Source organism: Paenibacillus silviterrae (assembly GCF_030167925.1).
In the GTDB taxonomy this organism is placed as follows: Bacteria; Bacillota; Bacilli; order Paenibacillales; family NBRC-103111; genus Paenibacillus_G; species Paenibacillus_G silviterrae.
On record NZ_JASKUT010000001.1, the window covers coordinates 3,973,955 to 3,991,289 of the forward strand.

At 50.5% G+C, this 17,335-nt stretch carries 12 protein-coding genes, 3 tRNA genes and 4 rRNA genes; 18 read left to right on the forward strand and 1 reads right to left on the reverse strand.

The window, feature by feature from the left end; genetic code table 11:
- Window positions 1-118 precede the first annotated feature (118 nt).
- The 18 genes from gyrA to QMO62_RS18395 all read left to right on the forward strand — a co-directional run bounded on the left by gyrA (window position 119) and on the right by QMO62_RS18395 (window position 16,956).
- Window positions 119-2,614: a DNA gyrase subunit A gene (gene gyrA, locus QMO62_RS18310; protein ID WP_284643059.1), complete on the forward strand. Its 2,496-nt coding sequence runs from the start codon at window positions 119-121 to the stop codon at window positions 2,612-2,614.
- Between the two features lie 148 nt (window positions 2,615-2,762).
- Window positions 2,763-3,821: an HD-GYP domain-containing protein gene (locus QMO62_RS18315; RefSeq protein WP_284643061.1), complete on the forward strand. Its 1,059-nt coding sequence runs from the start codon at window positions 2,763-2,765 to the stop codon at window positions 3,819-3,821.
- A gap of 287 nt (window positions 3,822-4,108) precedes the next feature.
- Window positions 4,109-5,641 (forward strand): 16S ribosomal RNA (locus tag QMO62_RS18320).
- A gap of 137 nt (window positions 5,642-5,778) precedes the next feature.
- Window positions 5,779-5,895: ribosomal RNA gene (gene rrf / locus QMO62_RS18325) — 5S ribosomal RNA — on the forward strand.
- 54 nt (window positions 5,896-5,949) lie between these two features.
- Window positions 5,950-6,026: transfer RNA gene (locus QMO62_RS18330), tRNA-Ile, on the forward strand.
- Window positions 6,027-6,045: 19 nt separating this feature from the next.
- Window positions 6,046-6,121: transfer RNA gene (locus QMO62_RS18335), tRNA-Ala, on the forward strand.
- Between the two features lie 245 nt (window positions 6,122-6,366).
- A 23S ribosomal RNA gene (locus QMO62_RS18340) occupies window positions 6,367-9,296 on the forward strand.
- A gap of 83 nt (window positions 9,297-9,379) precedes the next feature.
- Window positions 9,380-9,496, forward strand: a 5S ribosomal RNA gene (gene rrf, locus QMO62_RS18345).
- The 16S, 23S and 5S rRNA genes sit together here with 2 tRNA genes alongside, the layout of an rRNA operon.
- Window positions 9,497-9,657: 161 nt before the next feature.
- Window positions 9,658-11,115, forward strand: a complete 1,458-nt coding sequence (guaB, locus tag QMO62_RS18350; protein WP_284643063.1) for an IMP dehydrogenase — start codon at window positions 9,658-9,660, stop codon at window positions 11,113-11,115.
- 125 nt (window positions 11,116-11,240) lie between these two features.
- Window positions 11,241-12,530: a D-alanyl-D-alanine carboxypeptidase family protein gene (locus QMO62_RS18355; protein WP_284643065.1), complete on the forward strand. Its 1,290-nt coding sequence runs from the start codon at window positions 11,241-11,243 to the stop codon at window positions 12,528-12,530.
- A gap of 122 nt (window positions 12,531-12,652) precedes the next feature.
- Window positions 12,653-13,534 (forward strand): pyridoxal 5'-phosphate synthase lyase subunit PdxS, encoded by an 882-nt coding sequence (pdxS, locus tag QMO62_RS18360; RefSeq protein ID WP_284643066.1) that lies wholly within the window; start codon window positions 12,653-12,655, stop codon window positions 13,532-13,534.
- A gap of 42 nt (window positions 13,535-13,576) precedes the next feature.
- On the forward strand, window positions 13,577-14,149 hold the full coding sequence (pdxT, locus tag QMO62_RS18365) for a pyridoxal 5'-phosphate synthase glutaminase subunit PdxT (RefSeq protein WP_284643068.1): 573 nt from the start codon (window positions 13,577-13,579) through the stop codon (window positions 14,147-14,149).
- Between the two features lie 12 nt (window positions 14,150-14,161).
- The gene (gene serS, locus QMO62_RS18370) at window positions 14,162-15,442 is read left to right on the forward strand and encodes a serine--tRNA ligase (RefSeq protein ID WP_284643070.1); all 1,281 of its coding nucleotides are present in this window, start codon (window positions 14,162-14,164) and stop codon (window positions 15,440-15,442) included.
- A gap of 50 nt (window positions 15,443-15,492) precedes the next feature.
- A tRNA-Ser gene (locus QMO62_RS18375) sits at window positions 15,493-15,580 on the forward strand.
- Window positions 15,581-15,640: 60 nt separating this feature from the next.
- The gene (locus QMO62_RS18380) at window positions 15,641-15,889 is read left to right on the forward strand and encodes a hypothetical protein (RefSeq protein ID WP_284643072.1); all 249 of its coding nucleotides are present in this window, start codon (window positions 15,641-15,643) and stop codon (window positions 15,887-15,889) included.
- A gap of 363 nt (window positions 15,890-16,252) precedes the next feature.
- Entirely contained in the window at window positions 16,253-16,597 is a 345-nt protein-coding gene (locus QMO62_RS18385) for a hypothetical protein (protein WP_284643074.1), read from the forward strand.
- An 18-nt stretch (window positions 16,598-16,615) separates the two neighbouring features.
- The gene (locus QMO62_RS18390) at window positions 16,616-16,798 is read left to right on the forward strand and encodes a hypothetical protein (protein ID WP_284643076.1); all 183 of its coding nucleotides are present in this window, start codon (window positions 16,616-16,618) and stop codon (window positions 16,796-16,798) included.
- 14 nt (window positions 16,799-16,812) lie between these two features.
- Window positions 16,813-16,956: a small acid-soluble spore protein P gene (locus QMO62_RS18395; RefSeq protein WP_284643078.1), complete on the forward strand. Its 144-nt coding sequence runs from the start codon at window positions 16,813-16,815 to the stop codon at window positions 16,954-16,956.
- 118 nt (window positions 16,957-17,074) lie between these two features.
- Here QMO62_RS18395 and QMO62_RS18400 read toward each other — a convergent pair whose 3' ends face one another.
- Window positions 17,075-17,254 carry a hypothetical protein gene (locus QMO62_RS18400; protein ID WP_284643080.1) on the reverse strand — a complete coding sequence of 60 codons (180 nt, stop codon included), beginning with the start codon at window positions 17,252-17,254 and terminating at the stop codon, window positions 17,075-17,077.
- Window positions 17,255-17,335 lie beyond the last annotated feature (81 nt).

Consider the following 17,335-nt stretch of genomic DNA (forward strand, 5'->3'; position numbering starts at 1 on the left):
GGTGGGATAGCCATCTATCTTTCACCGGCAGTTTCGTGCGTTTACGTCTGTACTCATAGAGATTTATCGTTTTCATTGCGTAGTAGTGCTAGCTTACGAAAGCTTGAAGGAGGTAACCATGTCAGAAGAACCGCGTTCGCAAGTAAAAGAAATCGATATCGGCTCGGAGATGCGCACGTCCTTTATGGATTATGCCATGAGTATCATCGTCAGCCGTGCTTTGCCGGATGTACGTGACGGATTGAAGCCGGTTCACCGCCGTATTCTTTATGCCATGTCAGAGCTGGGGATGTCCCCGGACAAGCCCTATAAGAAATCGGCGAGGATCGTCGGCGAAGTCATCGGTAAATACCATCCTCACGGGGACTCTGCCGTGTACGAAACGATGGTGCGGATGGCGCAGGATTTCTCGCTTCGCTATATGCTTGTCGACGGTCACGGGAACTTTGGTTCGATAGATGGCGATATGGCTGCGGCGATGCGTTATACCGAAGCCAGACTTTCCAAGATTGCGATGGAGCTGCTTCGCGACATTAACAAGGATACGATTGATTTTGCACCTAACTATGACGGCGAAGAACAAGAGCCCGTCGTTCTGCCAGCGCGTTTTCCGAACCTGCTGGTAAACGGATTGTCGGGGATTGCGGTAGGGATGGCAACGAACATTCCTCCTCATAACTTAACCGAAGTCATTAACGGGGTTCAGCAGCTGATCGAGAACCCGGACGTTGCTCCACTTGACCTCATGCAGTCGATCAAGGGTCCAGACTTCCCTACGGGCGGGTTCATTCTGGGAAGGGAAGGCATTAAGCAAGCTTATGCAACCGGCCGCGGCTCCGTAACTATGCGCGCTAAGGCTACGATTGAAGAGAACAATAACAAGGCGCGTATCATCGTGTACGAACTGCCTTACCAAGTGAACAAAGCCCGACTGATTGAGAAGATTGCCGAGCTGGTGCGAGAGAAGAAAATCGACGGCATCACAGATCTGCGTGACGAGTCCGACCGTAACGGGATGCGGATTGTCATTGAGCTTCGCCGCGATGTGAATCCGAATGTCGTGCTCAATAATCTCTACAAGCAGACGGCAATGCAGTCTAACTTCGGGATCATTATGCTGGCGCTTGTCAATGGCGAGCCGAAGGTGTTGAACCTGAAGGAAATGCTCTATCACTATCTTGAGCACCAGAAGGTCGTTATCCGCAGACGGACCGAATTCGAGCTGAAGAAGGCTGAGGCCCGAGCACACATCCTGGAGGGCTTGCGTATTGCGCTGGACCACCTGGATGAGGTTATCGCGCTGATTCGCGCTTCCCGAACGACGGAGGAAGCACGCGACGGCTTGATGGAGCGCTTCACCTTAAGCTATGACCAAGCCCAGGCAATTCTCGATATGCGCTTACAGCGCCTGACCGGTTTGGAGCGCGACAAGATTGAAGAGGAATACGCAGAGCTGTTAAAGAAAATTGCGGAATACAAAGCGATCCTAGCCGATGAGAAGCTTGTTCTCGACATCATCAGTACAGAACTGAATGAAATCAAGGATAAGTTCGGCGATGAACGCCGCTCCGAGATCACTTTCGGCGGCGAAAGCATCGAGGATGAGGATCTGATTCCTCAGAGCGATGTCGTCATTACGATTACCCATACGGGATATATTAAACGTTTGCCGGTATCCACCTACCGCAGCCAGAAGCGCGGAGGCAAGGGTGTCATAGGGATGGACACGAAGGACAACGACTTCGTTGAGCATTTGTTCGTGACCAACACGCACCATTACCTAATGTTCTTCACGAACAAAGGGAAGGCCTACCGTCTCAAGGCTTACGAGATTCCGGATCTCAGCCGGACGGCTCGGGGAACACCGATTATCAATCTGATTCAGATTGAACAAGGTGAAACGATCAATGCCGTGATTCCGGTAGAAAATTTCGAGGACGATAAGTACCTATTCTTCGCAACCAAGAAAGGGATCGTCAAGAAAACTCCGCTGGAGGACTATTCGAATATTCGCAAAGGCGGATTGATTGCTCTATCGCTTCGCGAGGATGATGACCTGATCAGCGTTCGTCTTACGGATGGCCATCAGTCGATTATTATGGGTACGAAGGAAGGCATCTCGATCCAATTCCCTGAAGAGGAAGTGCGTCCGATGGGCCGTGCGGCTACAGGGGTGAAAGGGATCGACCTGTCCGATGAGGATGCCGTAATCGACATGGATGTCGTTCATCCGGATAACAGCGTGCTGATCGTAACCTCCAAGGGATTCGGTAAACGTACGCCGATTTCCGAGTACCGCCTTCAGTCCCGCGGCGGTAAAGGGATCAAGACGCTCAATGTCACTCCTAAGAACGGCACCGTTGTCGGCCTTAAGATTGTTAACGATGACGAGGACCTGATGATTATTACGGCGATGGGAACCGTAATTCGGACAAGCATGTCCGGGATCTCGCTCATGGGACGCAATACGCAGGGCGTTAAACTCATCAATATCAAAGATGAAGACGAAGTTTCGACTTTGGCTCGTGTAGACAAAAGCGAGGAACCGGATTCCGATGAGGAAGAGCTGGAAGGCAGCGAGTCTGAAAGCACTACAGAAACAGAAACAGAATAAAGAAAAGAAGTAAACCATGAAGAATGGGGGCTTACATCCCCATTCTTTTTCGTTTATAATACAAGAATATAGGTCTTAAGTATGACTAATCGGGCGGAAGAACCCCTATAGTTAATGCAAGCTAAGTTAAGGACAGGTGAGGGATAACATGAGGACTATTCCCGTTTCCCAGGTAAAGGCCGGAGAGAAAATTGTAGAGAATGTCATCACCAAATTCGATAATGTTTTGTTTACTAAGGGTCGGGTGATTAGCGAGCGGGATTTGGAGGTCCTTCGGGCGTTTCTCATTCCATCTGTAACGATTGAATCGAAGCCGGAAGAGGCGGCGGCAAATCAAGAGCCGGTAGAGGATGCCTCCAAGAGCATTCTTCCCTTCTTTGAACACTATGAAAAAATGCTCCATTTGTTGAAAAAAGTATTTACCATAGCGGATGCCGGCGGAGCCAACCTGCCGATCCTAGAGATTCGAACTACGCTAGAATCGTTGATTCAGTACATTGACTCGTATAATATTTTAACCTTTAACCCGAGAAGCTTTCAGCTCCGCGACTTTATTTATCACAACAGCATTATGGTGAGTCTAACCTCGTACTACCTGGCTAAATGGCACAACGTGCCCTCCAAGGATTTAATGCCGATTGCTTTAGGCGGACTCTTGCACGATATAGGCAATGCCAAGGTAGATCCCAATATCCTGTTTAAGCCTTCTAAGCTTAGCCTGGAGGAGACTGAGGATATGAAGAAGCATACCGTCATCGGGTACAATATTCTCAAATCCGTACCGGCTATCAATGAAGGGGTGAAGCTTAGCGCGCTGCAGCATCATGAACGGGAAGACGGCAGCGGCTACCCGCTCGGGATCCGCGGAGATAAGATTCATCCGTATTCCAAGATCATTGCGATCACGGATATGTTCCATGCGATGACGACAGACCGCTTCCACAAAAAAGGTACTTCTCCGTACTTGGTTTTGGAGCAGCTCTTTAACGAAGCGTTCGGCAAGATGGATCCCGCATTAATTCAGACGTTTATCGCTAAGGTGACCTCCTTCCATAATGGAACACTGGTGAAGCTGAACGATAACCGGATTGGAGAGATTGTATTCTCCGATCGAGCCAATCCTACGAGACCATGGGTCAATGTAAACGGAAAAATTATTAACCTCACACTCGAGAGGAGCCTTTATATTCAGGAAGTGCTTCAGTAGAGATTCTCATCCTTACAGCTTGACTCTTCCAATGGTTTATGATAAATTAATCTTCGCTGCTCCGGTGGCGAGGATTTTTCTTTTTCTAGGACGTTAGAGATGACAAGAGTTTCGGCTGACTGGATAAAAAAAGAACTTGCATTGGGTTAGGCAAATGTGTTATATTAATCAAGTCGCCGCTGAAACGGCTGATAACATTGCCCTTTGAAAACTGAACAACGAGAGAGTGAAAATAAAACGAATCTTCGGATTCGTGCTAGCTTTGAATGAGCAAGTCGAACTTTACTTTATTGGAGAGTTTGATCCTGGCTCAGGACGAACGCTGGCGGCGTGCCTAATACATGCAAGTCGAGCGAGGGTCTTCGGACCCTAGCGGCGGACGGGTGAGTAACACGTAGGCAACCTGCCTGTAAGACTGGGATAACTACCGGAAACGGTAGCTAAGACCGGATAGATGGCTTCTCCGCATGGTGGAGCTTGGAAACACGGCGCAAGCTGTGGCTTACAGATGGGCCTGCGGCGCATTAGCTAGTTGGTGAGGTAACGGCTCACCAAGGCGACGATGCGTAGCCGACCTGAGAGGGTGATCGGCCACACTGGGACTGAGACACGGCCCAGACTCCTACGGGAGGCAGCAGTAGGGAATCTTCCGCAATGGACGAAAGTCTGACGGAGCAACGCCGCGTGAGTGATGAAGGTTTTCGGATCGTAAAGCTCTGTTGCCAGGGAAGAACGTTCCGGGGAGTAACTGTCCTGGAAATGACGGTACCTGAGAAGAAAGCCCCGGCTAACTACGTGCCAGCAGCCGCGGTAATACGTAGGGGGCAAGCGTTGTCCGGAATTATTGGGCGTAAAGCGCGCGCAGGCGGTCTTTTAAGTTTGGTGTTTAAGCCCAGGGCTCAACCCTGGTTCGCACTGAAAACTGGGAGACTTGAGTGCAGGAGAGGAAAGTGGAATTCCACGTGTAGCGGTGAAATGCGTAGAGATGTGGAGGAACACCAGTGGCGAAGGCGACTTTCTGGGACTGTAACTGACGCTGAGGCGCGAAAGCGTGGGGAGCAAACAGGATTAGATACCCTGTAGTCCACGCCGTAAACGATGAGTGCTAGGTGTTAGGGGTTTCGATACCCTTGGTGCCGAAGTAAACACAGTAAGCACTCCGCTGGGGAGTACGCTCGCAAGAGTGAAACTCAAAGGAATTGACGGGACCCGCACAAGCAGTGGAGTATGTGGTTTAATTCGAAGCAACGCGAAGAACCTTACCAGGTCTTGACATCCCTCTGAATACGGTAGAGATATCGTAGGCCTTCGGGACAGAGGAGACAGGTGGTGCATGGTTGTCGTCAGCTCGTGTCGTGAGATGTTGGGTTAAGTCCCGCAACGAGCGCAACCCTTGATTTCAGTTGCCAGCATTAAGTTGGGCACTCTGAAGTGACTGCCGGTGACAAACCGGAGGAAGGTGGGGATGACGTCAAATCATCATGCCCTTATGACCCTGGGCTACACACGTACTACAATGGCCGGTACAACGGGCAGCGAAGGAGCGATCCGGAGCGAATCCTTAGAAGCCGGTCTCAGTTCGGATTGCAGGCTGCAACTCGCCTGCATGAAGTCGGAATTGCTAGTAATCGCGGATCAGCATGCCGCGGTGAATACGTTCCCGGGTCTTGTACACACCGCCCGTCACACCACGAGAGTTTACAACACCCGAAGTCGGTGGGGTAACCGCAAGGAGCCAGCCGCCGAAGGTGGGGTAGATGATTGGGGTGAAGTCGTAACAAGGTAGCCGTATCGGAAGGTGCGGCTGGATCACCTCCTTTCTATGGAGTCCATGATGGCTGCAGGCCATCGGACATAATAGCTGACAACTGACATCGTTCAACGATGTAACAGTTGCAGCGAACTCACTCTCCTCGTTGTTCAGTTTTGAAAGGTGCAATGCCTTTCAAGTAAATCGTTTGGTGATGATGGCGGAAGGGAACCACGCGTACCCATACCGAACACGACCGTTAAGCCTTCCAGCGTCGATGGTACTTGGACCGAAGGGTCCTGGGAGAGTAGAACGTCGCCAAGCACATGAGAAAGCCCACCAAGGGTGGGCTTTTCTTGTGAGTATTTTACTGCATACGGGCCCTTAGCTCAGCTGGTTAGAGCGCACCCCTGATAAGGGTGAGGTCGGTGGTTCGAGTCCACTAGGGCCCACCATATAAGTTAATATTTCCTTGGGGCCATAGCTCAGCTGGGAGAGCGCCTGCCTTGCAAGCAGGAGGTCAGCGGTTCGATCCCGCTTGGCTCCACCATAACCTACCACTTGCATCATGACTGTCGGTATGGTAAGATTGTTTTTGTCGCAATTTGTGACAAAAGATCTTGTTCCTTGAAAACTGGATATCGAAACAAAGCAAAATGTCGAAACATCTATACGATGGTTTATCGAGCGAATGCGAGATGAACAATCTTTTAGCTGCTAGTGAGAATGTCTTGAGTTTGGAGTGACTTTGTGCGTAGCACAACGGAACGGAGAACCAAGATCATTCGAACGATTGGTTAAGCTAATAAGAGCACACGGAGGATGCCTAGGCACCAGGAGCCGAAGAAGGACGTGGCGAACGACGAAATGCCTCGGGGAGCCGTAAGCAGGCTTTGATCCGGGGATGTCCGAATGGGGGAACCCGCGTGAGGTAATACTCACGTACCACACAGTGAATACATAGCTGTGTAGGAGGCAGACGAGGGGAACTGAAACATCTAAGTACCCTCAGGAAAAGAAAACAAAAGTGATTCCGTCAGTAGCGGCGAGCGAAAGCGGAACAGCCCAAACCAAGGGGCTTGCCCCTTGGGGTTGTAGGACGTCAATATGAGTGCAGGTTGGTAGGCGAACAGGTCTGGAAAGGCCGGCCAAAGTGGGTAACAGCCCCGTAACCGAAAGCAACCGAGACTCTAGACGGATCCTGAGTACGGCGGGACACGTGAAACCCCGTCGGAATCCGGCAGGACCATCTGCCAAGGCTAAATACTCCCTGGTGACCGATAGTGAAGCAGTACCGTGAGGAAAGGTGAAAAGAACCGCGGGAGCGGAGTGAAAAAGAACCTGAAACCGTGTGCTTACAAGAAGTCAGAGCTCGTTAAAGAGTGATGGCGTGCCTTTTGTAGAATGAACCGGCGAGTTACGTTTACGCGCAAGGTTAAGGTGAGAAGCCGGAGCCGCAGCGAAAGCGAGTCTGAATAGGGCGAATAAGTACGTAGACGTAGACCCGAAACCGTGTGATCTACCCCTGTCCAGGGTGAAGGTGCGGTAACACGCACTGGAGGCCCGAACCCACGAATGTTGAAAAATTCGGGGATGAGGTGGGGGTAGCGGAGAAATTCCAATCGAACTCGGAGATAGCTGGTTCTCCCGAAATAGCTTTTAGGGCTAGCCTCGGGTGATGAGTCGCGGAGGTAAAGCACTGATTGGGTGCGGGGCCCGCCAAGGGTTACCAAGTCCAGTCAAACTCTGAATGCCGCAGACTTTAACCCGGGAGTCAGACAGTGAGTGCTAAGATCCATTGTCAAGAGGGGAAACAGCCCAGATCATCAGCTAAGGTCCCAAGTGTGTGTTAAGTGGGAAAGGATGTGGAGTTGCAAAGACAACCAGGATGTTGGCTTAGAAGCAGCCACCATTGAAAGAGTGCGTAATAGCTCACTGGTCGAGTGACTCTGCGCCGAAAATGTAACGGGGCTAAACACACCACCGAAGCTATGAGTCCAGGTGCAAACAAGTTTGCACCGAGGGCAGTAGGGGAGCGTTGTAACAGCAGTGAAGGTTGATCGTGAGGACAGCTGGAGCGGTTACAAGTGAGAATGCCGGTATGAGTAACGAAAAGACAAGTGAGAATCTTGTCCGCCGTAAGCCTAAGGGTTCCTGAGGAAGGTTTCGTCCGCTCAGGGTAAGTCGGGACCTAAGGCGAGGCCGAAAGGCGTAGTCGAAGGACAACAGGTTGAAATTCCTGTACCACCGTGAACCGTTATGAGCAATGGGGTGACGCAGAAGGATAGTGACGCGGACTGATGGATGTCCGTCCAAGCAGCGAGGCTGGTTAGTAGGCAAATCCGCTAACTGTTAAGGCTGGGCTGTGATGGGGAGCGAAATTCAAGTAGCGAAGGTCATGAGTTCAAGCTGCCAAGAAAAGCCTCTAGCCAGGGAGAAGGTGCCCGTACCGCAAACCGACACAGGTAGGCGAGCAGAGCATGCTAAGGCGCTCGGAAGAACTCTCGTTAAGGAACTCGGCAAAATGACCCCGTAACTTCGGGAGAAGGGGTGCCTCGGTAGGGTGAATAGCCCGAGGGGGCCGCAGTGAAAAGGCCCAAGCGACTGTTTAGCAAAAACACAGGTCTGTGCGAAGCCGCAAGGCGAAGTATACGGGCTGACGCCTGCCCGGTGCTGGAAGGTTAAGGGGAGCGGTTAGGAGCAATCCGAAGCTGTGAACCGAAGCCCCAGTAAACGGCGGCCGTAACTATAACGGTCCTAAGGTAGCGAAATTCCTTGTCAGGTAAATTCTGACCCGCACGAATGGCGTAACGACTTGGGCGCTGTCTCGACGAGAGATCCGGTGAAATTTTAATACCTGTGAAGATGCAGGTTACCCGCGACAAGACGGAAAGACCCATGGAGCTTTACTGCAGCTTGATATTGGACTTTGGTACGATCTGTACAGGATAGGTGGGAGCCCTAGGAAGCCGGGAGCGCCAGCTTCGGTGGAGGCGCCGTTGGGATACCACCCTGATCGTATCGGAGTTCTAACCTGGCACCATTAGCTGGTGTGGGGACAGTGTCAGGTAGGCAGTTTGACTGGGGCGGTCGCCTCCTAAAGAGTAACGGAGGCGCCCCAAGGTTCCCTCAGAATGGTTGGAAATCATTCGAAGAGTGCAAAGGCATAAGGGAGCTTGACTGCGAGACATACAGGTCGAGCAGGGACGAAAGTCGGGCTTAGTGATCCGGTGGTACCGAATGGAAGGGCCATCGCTCAACGGATAAAAGCTACCCTGGGGATAACAGGCTTATCTCCCCCAAGAGTCCACATCGACGGGGAGGTTTGGCACCTCGATGTCGGCTCATCGCATCCTGGGGCTGAAGTAGGTCCCAAGGGTTGGGCTGTTCGCCCATTAAAGCGGTACGCGAGCTGGGTTCAGAACGTCGTGAGACAGTTCGGTCCCTATCTGTCGCGGGCGTAGGAAATTTGAGAGGAGCTGTCCTTAGTACGAGAGGACCGGGATGGACGTACCGCTGGTGTACCAGTTGTCTCGCCAGAGGCACGGCTGGATAGCCAAGTACGGAAGGGATAAGCGCTGAAAGCATCTAAGCGTGAAGCCCCCCTCAAGATGAGATTTCCCAATTCGTAAGACCCCTTGTAGACGACGAGGTAGATAGGTTCGGGGTGGAAGCGCGGCAACGTGTGGAGCTGACGAATACTAATCGGTCGAGGGCTTATCCTATAAAGCATATGACATTTGCTGAAGTTTCGAATCCAGTTTTCAAGGCGCAAGCCTTGATGGATATTTTCTGACGAAAAATCCGGTTTGGTGATGATGGCGGAAGGGAACCACGCGTACCCATACCGAACACGACCGTTAAGCCTTCCAGCGTCGATGGTACTTGGACCGAAGGGTCCTGGGAGAGTAGAACGTCGCCAAGCAGCACAAGAGCCTTATGGGGTGAAACCCGGAAGGCTCTTTTTCTCATATTCAAGGCATACTAAAGGTGATTAGAACTTTAAGCTTGACACCAATTTTGGGCTTTTGTTAAGATTGCAATAATATCTTTCGGTAGGTATAGAAATAAAGGAGGATTAAGGTTGTGTGGGAAACCAAATTTGGTAAAGAAGGCTTGACGTTCGATGATGTATTGCTTGTTCCTAGAAAGTCTCAGGTATTCGGTAAGGAGATCGACATCTCTACGGAGCTGGCGGGAAGTATTAAACTGAACATTCCACTCTTGAGCTCTGCAATGGATACGGTAACGGAATCCGCGCTGGCCATTGCTATGGCACGGGAGGGCGGTATCGGTATCATTCATAAGAACATGCCGATCGCTCAGCAAGCGGAGGAAGTAGATCGTGTGAAACGCTCGGAAAGCGGCGTTATAACGAATCCCTTTTATTTAACGCCTGACCATCATGTTTACGACGCGGAAGCCTTAATGGCCAAGTACCGGATCTCTGGGGTACCTATCTGCGATCAGCAGAAGAAGCTGGTTGGTATTCTTACGAACCGTGACCTGCGCTTTGTACATGATTACTCAATCAAGATCAGTGAAGTGATGACGCAGCAGAACTTGGTAACGGCTCCTGTAGGAACTACATTGCAGCAAGCAGAGATCATTTTGCAGCAGCATAAGATTGAAAAGCTCCCTTTGGTGGATGAGAACAACATTCTGAAGGGGCTCATCACGATCAAGGATATTGAGAAGGCCATCCAGTTCCCGAACTCAGCGAAGGACGCTCAAGGACGGCTTCTGGTCGGTGCAGCGCTCGGTGTGTCGAAGGATGTCATGGAGCGTGCCGCGGCTCTCGTAGAGGCCGGTGTGGACCTTATCGTAGTGGATTCCGCTCATGGTCACCACGTCAATATCCTGAATACAGTACGCCGCTTGCGTGATCAATATCCGGATATGCCGATTTGTGCGGGGAACGTGGCGACCGGAGACGGTACACGGGATCTGATTGAAGCAGGTGCTTCCATCGTAAAGGTCGGAATCGGTCCTGGCTCGATCTGTACTACACGGGTTATTGCCGGTATCGGCGTGCCTCAAATTACAGCTATCTACGATTGTGCAGCGGTAGCAAGAGAATACAATGTACCGATCATCGCGGATGGCGGTATTAAGTATTCCGGTGATGTAGCGAAGGCAATCGCAGCAGGCGCAAGTGCAGTAATGATCGGAAGCTTATTCGCAGGAACGGATGAGAGTCCTGGGGAATCGGAGATTTTCCAAGGACGGAAGTTCAAGGTGTATCGCGGTATGGGTTCCCTTGGAGCAATGAAGGAAGGCAGCAAGGACCGTTATTTCCAAGAGAACGAAAGTAAGCTGGTACCTGAGGGCATTGAAGGCCGTGTGGCTTACAAGGGACCACTTGCGGATACCATCTACCAGTTGATCGGCGGACTTCGTTCGGGTATGGGCTACTGTGGTGCAGCTACCATCCAAGAGCTGATCAATGATACAACGTTCATTCGCATTACCGGTGCCGGCCTTCGTGAGAGCCATCCTCATGATGTTCAGATTACGAAGGAAGCGCCAAACTACTCCCTTTAATTTATTGCAAACCACAGGAGGAAACTTCCTCCTGTTTTTTCTTTTTTGTACAGCATTAGGGCTTATGGTAAAATAGATGTTGCTTGTTTTCAAAGAATCACAATACGAATAATGGGAGTGAGAGGATGTTTAAGTCAGTGAAGCGCGTTTCCACTTCGTTTATGGCTCTTATTGTACTTACTACGTCTCTGGCTTGGACACAACCCCAGGCAGCTATGGCAGCAGACCCTGTGGATTTGAAGCTGGATGTGAAATCGGCCATTCTAATGGAAGCATCGACGGGTCAGGTGCTCTATGAGCTTAATGCTGACGAAGCGCTGCCACCGGCAAGTATGGCCAAAATGATGACGGAGTATCTGGTCATGGATGCCGTAAAGAACGGTAAGATCAAGATGACCGATATGGTGAATACGACTGCTAATGCTGCAACGGTTATTGGTTCCGGTGACCTTCTGGCAGAGAATGAGAAGGCCACGGTTAAGGATATGTTCTCGGCGATGTCGATTTATTCGGGTAATGACGCTTCGGTTGCATTGGCGGAGTTTCTTGAGGGCACCGAGGAAAACTTCGCAAAGAAAATGAATGAAAAGGCTAGAGAGATGGGGATGTCCCAAACAGCCAACTTTATTAATGCCACAGGGTTGTCCCGCGCAGATATGAAGGCTCCTTACGTACCGAAAGAAATTCAAGGCGAGACGTTAATGACCGCCAGAGATGCCGCCATTCTAGCATACAATATTGTTAAAGATCATAAAGATGTGCTTGATTTTACGAAAATTCCTTCTCAGAAATTTAGACCTACAGATAAAGCACCAATGGTCAATTGGAACTGGATGCTGGAGGGCAATAAGGATATTCTCAATTTCAAACGATATGCCTATCCTGGATTGGACGGTCTAAAGACAGGACATACCAACGAGGCGGGCTGGTGCTTTACCGGTACGGCCGAACGTGACGGAATTCGTTTGATTAGTGTTATCATGGGAGCGAAAACTGAGCCGAAGCGGTTTGAGGAAAGCCGGAAGATCCTGGATTATGGATTTAATAATTTTCAGCTGAAGCAAGTGCTTACGGCAAAGTCGGAAATAGATTCCTTGAAAACCGTCCATATTAAAAAAGGTGTAGAGCTGCAGGTACCTGTGGTGACGCAGACTGGTTTGAATATTGTTGCTAAAAAGGATGCAAAGCCTGAAGAATTCGTTGTGACTGCAGAGCCTGTTGAAGCAAGCAAGCTGGAGGCGCCGATTCAGAAGGATCAGGTGCTTGGTATTGCCAAGGTTACTTACAATGGCAAAGAGTACCCTGTGAACCTCATTGCGACTCAGGATGTGGAGAAGGGCGGCTGGTTCCGATTGTTTTTCCGGGCGATTAAAAACTTTTTTGTAGATATGCTCGGCGGAACGCCTCAGGGATAAGGGGAATGTCGGCATAGTTATTGTATATTTATGAAGATTCATGTAAAATATTTGTTTAGTTAGTTTGGCCTAAATTTGGCATTTGACTTTAGTTTATTGTATAGATTAGGAGGAGTTCGGACATGGAGACAGGAACGTCCAGAGTGAAAAAGGGTATGGCTGAAATGCAAAAGGGTGGCGTCATCATGGACGTCATGAATGCAGAGCAGGCGAGAATTGCGGAAGCGGCAGGAGCTTCGGCTGTTATGGCTTTGGAGCGGGTACCTTCCGATATTCGTGCGGCGGGCGGCGTAGCTCGTATGGCTGACCCTACGGTGATGGAAGAGGTAATGAAGGCCGTTTCCATCCCCGTTATGGCAAAGGCACGGATCGGACATTTTGTCGAAGCAAAAATCCTTGAATCTATGGGTGTAGACTACATCGATGAGAGTGAAGTACTGACACCTGCTGACGAAGTGTACCATATCAATAAGAGCGAGTTTACGGTTCCGTTCGTATGCGGAGCAAGAGATCTGGGAGAAGCGCTGCGGAGAATCGGGGAAGGTGCTTCCATGATCCGTACGAAGGGCGAACCGGGAACAGGAAACATCGTAGAGGCCGTTCGTCATATGCGTATGATGGTTTCCCAAATTCGCAAGGTACAAGCTATGTCCCGCGATGAGCTGATGAATGAAGCAAAGCTGCTGGGCGCTCCTTACAACCTGCTGCTTCAGGTTCATGAGACAGGCAAACTGCCGGTAGTAAACTTCGCTGCAGGCGGAGTTGCAACACCTGCTGATGCGGCTTTGATGATGCATTTGGGTTCTGATGGTGTATTCGTGGGCTCCGGTATTTTCAAATCGGATAATCCTGAAAAGTTTGCCAAAGCGATTGTGGAGGCTACTACACACTATACAGACTATGAGTTGATCGCCAGAGTATCCAAGAATTTGGGTACGCCGATGAAAGGGATCGAGATCTCCAAGCTGCAAGCCTCCGAGCGGATGTCCGAACGCGGCTGGTAAGATTAACGAAGCCAAGGTAAGCGAAGGAAGAAGGTAACTGGTATGAAAATCGGTGTATTGGCACTGCAGGGTGCAGTAGCTGAGCATATCCGTTTAATAGAAAAGGCCGGTGCCGAGGGCGTTGTTGTCAAGAAAAGGGAACAGCTGGCCGAGGTGGACGGCATCATCATTCCCGGCGGGGAAAGCACGACAATTGGAAAATTAATGCGTACTTACGGGTTCATTGACGGACTTCGCGAGTTTTCTTCCCAAGGCAAACCGATGTTCGGAACTTGCGCCGGATTGATTGTCTTGGCTAAGGAGATTTCTGGTCAGGATGAAGCTCATCTCGGCGTGATGGATATTCAGGTGGCCCGCAATGCCTTTGGCAGACAGAGAGAGAGCTTTGAAACGGATCTGAAGGTCAAGGGGATCGGTGAGGATGTACGGGCTGTCTTTATCAGGGCTCCTTTGATTGAATCGGTAGGCACAGGTGTGGAAATTTTATCGACTTATCAGGATCAGATTGTAGCAGCCCGCCAAGGGCACTTGCTCGCAGCCTCGTTTCATCCGGAGTTGACCGATGATGAACGGATGCATGCATATTTCCTAGACATGGTACGTGACACGAGGTAGGAGGGGTTTCCCTTGTTGGATGTAAAGCTGTTGCGCAGTGATATGGAGAAAGTAAAGCAAGGCATGGCCAACCGGGGCAGCGTTCCTGCAGAGCTGGATCGTTTCACGGAATTGGATGCTAAGCGCAGAGAGCTGCTTCAAGAGGTGGAGCAGCTTAAGAATAGACGGAATGTTGTGTCTCAAGAGGTCGCGGCACTGAAGAAGGCGAAGGAAAATGCGGACCACCTTATTGAAGAAATGAAGGTTGTCGGTGATCGCATAAAAGGGCTCGACGATGAGATTCGTGTGCTGGAAGCGGAATTAGACGCGATTGTCATGTCAATTCCGAATGTTCCACATGGAACAGTGCCCGTAGGACATTCCGAGGAGGAGAATGTAGAAATTCGCCGTATCGGGGAACCAACCGCATTCTCCTATGAACCAAAGCCTCATTGGGAATTGGCACAGCAGTTGAACATTCTTGACTTCGAGGCGGCGGCGAAGGTAACAGGATCCAGGTTCGTGTTTTATAAGGGACTCGGTGCGCGCTTAGAGCGTGCTCTCATGAACTTTATGATGGACCTGCATGCGGATCAGCACGGCTATGAGGAAATGCTTCCTCCTTATATCGTCAACCGGGATAGCCTGACAGGGACAGGACAGCTTCCAAAGTTTGAAGAGGATGTCTTTAAGCTGACGGATACGGATTATTACTTAATCCCGACAGCTGAGGTTCCTGTAACCAACTATCACCGGGAGGATATTCTTGCCGTTGAGGACTTGCCGAAGTACTTCGTAGCCTTCAGTGCCTGCTTCCGGTCTGAGGCAGGCTCCGCCGGGAGAGATACGCGCGGCTTGATTCGCCAGCATCAATTCAATAAGATTGAATTAGTAAAGCTGGTGGCTCCGGAAACGTCCTATGACGAGCTGGAGAAGCTGACGGCGGATGCCGAGAAGGTGCTGCAGCTGCTGAAGCTGCCGTACCGTGTACTGAGCCTCTGTACGGGCGATATCGGGTTCTCCTCGGCCAAGACGTATGACCTTGAGGTATGGCTCCCAAGCGGGAATTCCTATCGCGAGATTTCGTCCTGCAGCAACTTTGAGGATTTCCAAGCACGACGTGCCAATATTCGTTTCCGCCGCGATGCCAAAGCGAAGCCGGAGTTTGTGCATACGTTGAACGGCTCAGGCCTTGCCCTTGGCCGCACAGTTGCTGCAATCCTTGAGAACTATCAGCAGGAGGACGGCAGTATTGTGATACCGGAGGTTCTACGCCCTTATATGGGTGGAATTGACCGGATCAGCAGAAAATAACGCTTGATAATCGTTTTTGATCTGTGATACAATGCTTCTTGTCACCAATTGGAGAGGTGGTCGAGTGGTTTAAGGCAGCGGTCTTGAAAACCGCCGAGGTGCAAGCCTCCGTGGGTTCGAATCCCACCCTCTCCGCCATACATATAAACATAACGACCCCGCGGGGTCGTTTTTTTGTTGGCGGACGGGGACGGGGGGATGAGAACCGCAGGTTCGTCGGAGCAAGAGCTTCGGGAGGATTACATCGTAGTCGGCTGCAGGCAGCCGTATCCCACCCTCTCCGCCATACATATAAGCATAACGACCCTGCGGGATCGTTTTTTGTTGGTGGACAGGGACGGTGGGATGAGAACCGCAGGTTCGTCAGAGCATGGCTGCGGGAGGAATACATCGCAGTCGGCTGCCAGCAGCCGTATCCCCACCCTCTCCGCCATACATAAAAGGTAACGGCCCTACGGGGTCGTTTTTTTGTTGGCGGACGGGGACGGGGGGATGAGAACCGCAGGTTCGTCGGAGCAAGAGCTTCGGAGGAATACATCCCAGTCGGCTGCCAGCAGCCGTATCCCACCCTCTCCGCCATACATATAAGATGACGACCCTGCGGGGTCGTTTTTTGTTGGCGGACAGGGACGGTGGGATGAGAACCGCAGGTTCGTTGGAGCATGGCTGCGGGAGGAATACATCGCAGTCGGCTGCCAGCAGCCGTATCCCACCGGACAGAGCTGACTGTGCTGTCTAAAATTCCCCTGCGGCTTTTCCGTATAAAGGGGTCTGGGATTCCGCATTTTAAGTACGTGGAGGTGGAATCTCATGAGCAGAACAGATACGCTGCAAATTAGCCAGCAGAAGCTTGCCGAAGCGTGGGATAAGACGCTGCCGAATGTGTTAAATTCATCGGATAAGGCAAAGGTGGTAGCCGATGAGGCAGACGAGAAGGTGCTCCGCATTACCATTGAAACGGCTGGGCACAGCGGTTACAGCTTTGACTTTAAATGTACTTATGTGGACTCGAGAGAAGTGAAGGTTGAGCTGGTTGATGTGGAAAGTGCGGGAATGCATGTCGATGAACGCACAGCGACGATTCAAACACTAATTGATGATTATGTTCGTCACATTCACGAGTGTGCTTCGCAGCTGCATGATCTTACAAGCTAGAGTGGAGGTCGCCCTACGATGACGAAAAATAAAAGCAACGTCGATAAGAACCTGCAAAACGTGGTGAAGGATTTGGAAAAGAACACGGTAAATAGTCTGCAGGCCCAGCAAAGTCAGCAGCAAACCAATGATCACCGTCATCAGGACGCATTAAACCATGATAAAGAACCCGGCGGCACAATGCTGTTAGATAAAGAATAAGGAGGAGACGCGATATGCCTAAGAATAAGACGCAGGTAGTTAACCCTCCAAGCGGACGTCAGAATCAAGAAGAACATGCCGCTCAAAATGAGCCGTTATCCGGATCGAAGCGTGTAAAAAATCAAAACCATTCCCGTCATAACAACGGGGAAGGCTAATAAGGAAATGAACGTTAAAAAAAGGACCCCTTCCTTCAAGAGAAAGGGGTCTTTTTACTTCGTATATGCAAGCTTCTTATCTTTGGTAAGAAGATGTTGTTTTTATATGACATATGAATTACTTTTTTTCAAGAATATGAAAGCATTCCGTCATCAATAACTGCGCAAGCTGCTCATCATCGGTATAGCCGTAAAGATTCGACCCGCCGGCAAGAGCTTCAAACACTTCTTCAAGCAAGGTACAAATCGAGATCGTAAATTCATCGTAAACTACATAATAGCGGCTATTAAGCGGCATGCTGTCTACACCTCGCAACACAGAATGCCACTATTTTACCATGCACCCTAAGAAAAGAGAATCGTCAAAAGACGATTCTCT